The organism is Clostridioides sp. ES-S-0001-03, assembly GCF_020676075.1.
Classification (GTDB): Bacteria; Bacillota; Clostridia; order Peptostreptococcales; family Peptostreptococcaceae; genus Clostridioides.
The window spans coordinates 1-4228 of the sequence record NZ_JACVWJ010000023.1 but is presented as its reverse complement, the minus strand read 5'-3'; the positions used below and the strand labels follow the sequence as shown (position 1 = coordinate 4228).

Annotated in this window: 4 protein-coding genes; 3 read left to right on the top strand and 1 reads right to left on the bottom strand. The window is 26.6% G+C overall.

The window, feature by feature from the left end; all coding sequences use genetic code 11:
- Positions 1-797: 797 nt before the first annotated feature.
- Positions 798-950, top strand: coding sequence for a type I toxin-antitoxin system toxin (locus tag IC174_RS20490; protein ID WP_227483916.1), 153 nt, complete (start codon positions 798-800; stop codon positions 948-950).
- A gap of 525 nt (positions 951-1475) precedes the next feature.
- Here the strand turns inward: IC174_RS20490 and IC174_RS20485 are convergent.
- Positions 1476-1856 (bottom strand): helix-turn-helix domain-containing protein, encoded by a 381-nt coding sequence (locus IC174_RS20485; RefSeq protein WP_227483915.1) that lies wholly within the window; start codon positions 1854-1856, stop codon positions 1476-1478.
- A 190-nt stretch (positions 1857-2046) separates the two neighbouring features.
- Between IC174_RS20485 and IC174_RS20480 the strand changes: the two genes are divergently transcribed.
- The gene (locus IC174_RS20480; RefSeq protein ID WP_227483914.1) at positions 2047-2367 is read left to right on the top strand and encodes a BlaI/MecI/CopY family transcriptional regulator; all 321 of its coding nucleotides are present in this window, start codon (positions 2047-2049) and stop codon (positions 2365-2367) included.
- A gap of 434 nt (positions 2368-2801) precedes the next feature.
- Positions 2802-3857: a phage/plasmid replication protein gene (locus tag IC174_RS20475; RefSeq protein WP_227483913.1), complete on the top strand. Its 1056-nt coding sequence runs from the start codon at positions 2802-2804 to the stop codon at positions 3855-3857.
- Positions 3858-4228: the final 371 nt, after the last annotated feature.

Here is a 4228-nt window from a genome sequence, read left to right as displayed (position 1 = left end):
CAAGATGATAAACTTAAAAGATAAAAATTACAAGCTTTGTTCAAGATAGTTGGACAAGGCTTTTTTAATGCGATAAATGCGAGAGTGGTTAGAGGAATAACACTCTATATAAAAATAAAAAACTGACGAGTTAATCACTCGTGACAGTGCCGTTTGAGGGGGAGGAACAATTTCTTAGACAAGCTAATAAAGTAATAAGGCTTTAGAAGTGGAGTGCCTGTCCTAGTGTGGGGCGACTGTAAAGGAATGATTATCCTACTTGATAATACTAGACCTAAGCGAGTTTGAACAGTTGACGTTGAATAAGTTTATACAAACAAATAAAACGTAGGGTATACGGATACCTCATGAAAAAGTGGTGTTGTATATCCTCTTATATCTTAAATATATTTTGGGATATAGGGGGAGAATAGCCATTTCCTAATTCCCTATGGTGTAGCATTGGTTGATAGATAAATCAATTAAAATAATACTTTTAAAATACTTAGGGCTATGAGGGGGTAAGGTATGAACTGTAACTAATGTAACGGTTTTAATAGGGTATTTTGTACCAAAGAATAAATATGATTAGTTACTAAACTTATGTAACATAGCCTTAGTATAGAGTAATAGAAATGAATGTAAAAGAATTGATAATAAAATGATAGAAAGCAAAATAAATAATACTTTATCTAAATTTTAAAAATGGTAATTTATGTTATAATAATTTTAACAAGAAGATGTAACCTATAATCTAAGAGTGGAGTTCATACAAAGAAAACCTTACTTCTGAATTTTATGGAAGGAGGTGAAGAGGTATGGACGTATTTTTACTAAGTGTATTAGCAAGTTTAATTGCTAGTCTAATAGTTTATTTAATAAATAAATTATTTAAGATAAAAGTAAAAAGCCACTCTACGGCAAAGAGTGACTTTGATTTTGAACTGAAAATTAAGTTCAAAAAAGATTAATCTAAATTAGTGAACTCTACTCTATTGCACATTAGAATATAGTTCTTCTTGTTTTTATTATACCATTATTTAAAAATATTATTAAGTATTAAATACACTTTTTTAAATTCTAAATATTGTACTCTATGTATATGTAATTATTAATATATGATATGTTATGCTGAGCCTCATGTAGTAAATTTACAATGAGTCTTAATGACTTGTATAATATTCCATTAAAACAAAATTAGGAAGGCTTAAAATGGCTTATATGAGTTTTAAGTTAATTAATAAAAAAGTAGGCAGCTTAAAAAAAGTAACCTACTTTTTTTGTATGATTAGTAATATTGCTGACATATAACTGACAAAAGAGGTTTGAAAATATACCTAGCATGGGTATGAAAGCATTGTAATTGCTAGTAGGCAGTAGAGTGTGGCATACAATACTTACTTTTATGCCAAAACTACTGACAACATAAAAAGACCTCTAAACGTTGTAAATGCTAATGTTCAGAGGTTTTATATTTAAAATTAAGTTTTATCTATTTAATATCTATTTTCTATTTTATTTTGAAACATTTTTAAGTCTTTCATTGATTTCTTTGAAGCTTTTACAATATCAACTATAAATCTTGTCTCATACTCATTACAATCCTTTAAGATTTCATTTAGCTCATTCTCAAAAATAATTTTAGAGTTTAATATTGCATCACATAATAGTTCATCGATTGTTACATAAAGTACATTGGCGATAGAAATCAATGTAGGTAAACTTACACTAGAATTTCCAGTTTCGATATTGCTCATGTGCTGAGTCGTTATATTTACTCTATTTGCAACTGCTTCTTGTGTTAATCTCTTTTTTATCCTAGCTATTTTAATTCTTTGACCTATCAATTTAAAATCAAGTTCGTTAGATTCTTTCATAAATATGTACTTCCCTTTCATATTATTCTATTACATTGTATCCTTTCAAAAGTTGTAATATAATAGATTAAAAAACTGATTTCAAATAAAAACTATATTACTATAATAAATGACATAATATCTTGTAAAAAATATATATAATTATTATTTGATAAAAATATGTAATCTATACATGAAAGGAATATAAAGCATGCAAAAGATACCACAGGCTGAATTAAAAGTTATGAAGTTTATTTGGGCTAAAAATGATATAGTAACATCAAAAGAACTAATTGAAGAGATGGAGACTAGTTGTAACTGGAAAGCAACAACTACATTAACTCTGCTTTCAAGACTAGTCAATAAGCGTTTCTTAGCGTCTCAGCGAATAAAAAGAATAAAACATTATATAATACTTATTACGAATAAAGAGTATAAAGTATTTGCAACGAAAAGATTTTTAGAAGAGATACATTCTAACTCTATAGAAAGTCTAATTGATGCTTTAATAGATATATCTGAAAAAAAGTAGCAACTTAATAAGTTTTAATATTGTTCATTCATTCTACAACCATAAAATTAAAATTGTTATTTTATATGAAGTAGCATAAAAAACACATCCATTTCCACATCAAGAAAAAATTTTTGTCTGTATGTAAAAATAGACATAGTAATGCGTACAAACGTTCTATATTTATAGAGTTATTTGTATGTAAATTATGTTTAAGATACTATATGTAATAGCTATAGGGGGGTGTATATGGTATATGTAAGGATAGAGAAAGTTTTATTTTGTTATAGTCCTTCCATTTCCATAACACAAAAAGTCTTAAAATTACAGGGTTAAACTACCCCTTAATTAATGGTGTTATAAAGTTTATTTTTTTGTTTTGCAATCATGTTTTTAGTCTGTAAATATAGTATTAATGATTGTATCAGATGATGATTTCGTAAGGGGTGTGGGGTATGATAGATAGAGTTAACTTATATAAAAATGTAAAGCTAGATACAAGTAAGTTTAGTTTAAAGCTTAAAAAGAACTACAATGAATATATAGATTTCAAGACAGGAGAAGTAATTGAATATATTTCATCTTATATACTTGCTTGGAATGGAGTAAGATTTCTATATGCAGTAAATTCAGAGAGAATATATGTAACTGGTAGGCTTGTAATGCTACTCAAACAAGGTAATCATGTACATAACATAGATGATTTGTATAGTTACAGAGAAGAAATAAGACAAAAGATAAATAATAAGCTTAAAGAGTTATTTAACATAGAGTTAGACATATTAGAGTTTACAGTTGCAAGCATGGAGGTAACATTTAATATTTATAATGTAAACGCAGATTTATATTTGAGGCTATTTAATCAAATTATAAAAGATAAAGCTGATAATAGATATATTAACTACGTCGATCGAAATAACATAGATACAAATACAAGTGTTTACATAAAGTCTAAGCATAATTATAAGAGTAACATAAATAAAACATATACTATTAATTTTTACAATAAACTGGAGCAACTGAAAACATTAAAAAGTAAAGTAGATATGTATAAGAGTAGTATAAATATAAACCAACTTGACTTGGCTCTTGCGACTAACACTTTAAGATTAGAAGTTAAATGTGCTGGTTACGAACTCAAAAAATATGGAAGGACATTTAAAACATACTTTGATGATATATACATATGTAGAGATATAGTTTTAACTAAGTATAAACGTTTCATCTGCAATACTAGACTAGATTTCTATGATTATTTTGCAACTAAAAAAATAGTACAAGAAACAAATAAATTAAAAACAAATAGTAAGAAGAAGCTATTGCAATACTTAGAACTAAGATATGCTAAAAAGAAAAAATATAGCAAAGAAGAATTGAAGAAATATTTTAAGATGTTAGAGTTGCTAAACATAGCCCCTGCACTCATTCCCACTTTTCACAAAACAAACAAATTGCAAAGTCCAATCAAGCATTTAGACCAAAAAATAGAGCAAATTATGGAAAAATACTAGTAAATTTTGATAACTAGAATTATAATTAACTTATATTAAAAAATTGAATATAAAAAAGACTACTATCTCAATAAGGTCGCCAAACCTTATATGAGTTAATACCAACTACGACGAATAGTTAAGTAAATAGTAATCTTTTACTATAAGTTACATACTAAATGTTTTGGAAGAACATAGAGTATATAAAATATAGCTGTTATCTTCTTAGATATACATAAATTATAAAAGATGTGTACATAAAAATCAAGATGATAAACTTAAAAGATAAAAATTACAAGCTTTGTTCAAGATAGTTGGACAAGGCTTTTTTAATGCGATAAATGCGAGAGTGGTTAGAGGAATAACACTCTATATAAAAATAAAAAACTGAC

Excerpts from the sequence above, each read along its gene's own strand:
- IC174_RS20490 (WP_227483916.1), top strand. The coding sequence starts at position 798 with ATGGACGTATTTTTACTAAGTGTATTAGCAAGTTTAATTGCTAGTCTA.
- IC174_RS20485 (WP_227483915.1), bottom strand. The coding sequence starts at position 1,856 with ATGAAAGAATCTAACGAACTTGATTTTAAATTGATAGGTCAAAGAATT.
- IC174_RS20480 (WP_227483914.1), top strand. The coding sequence starts at position 2,047 with ATGCAAAAGATACCACAGGCTGAATTAAAAGTTATGAAGTTTATTTGG.
- IC174_RS20475 (WP_227483913.1), top strand. The coding sequence starts at position 2,802 with ATGATAGATAGAGTTAACTTATATAAAAATGTAAAGCTAGATACAAGT.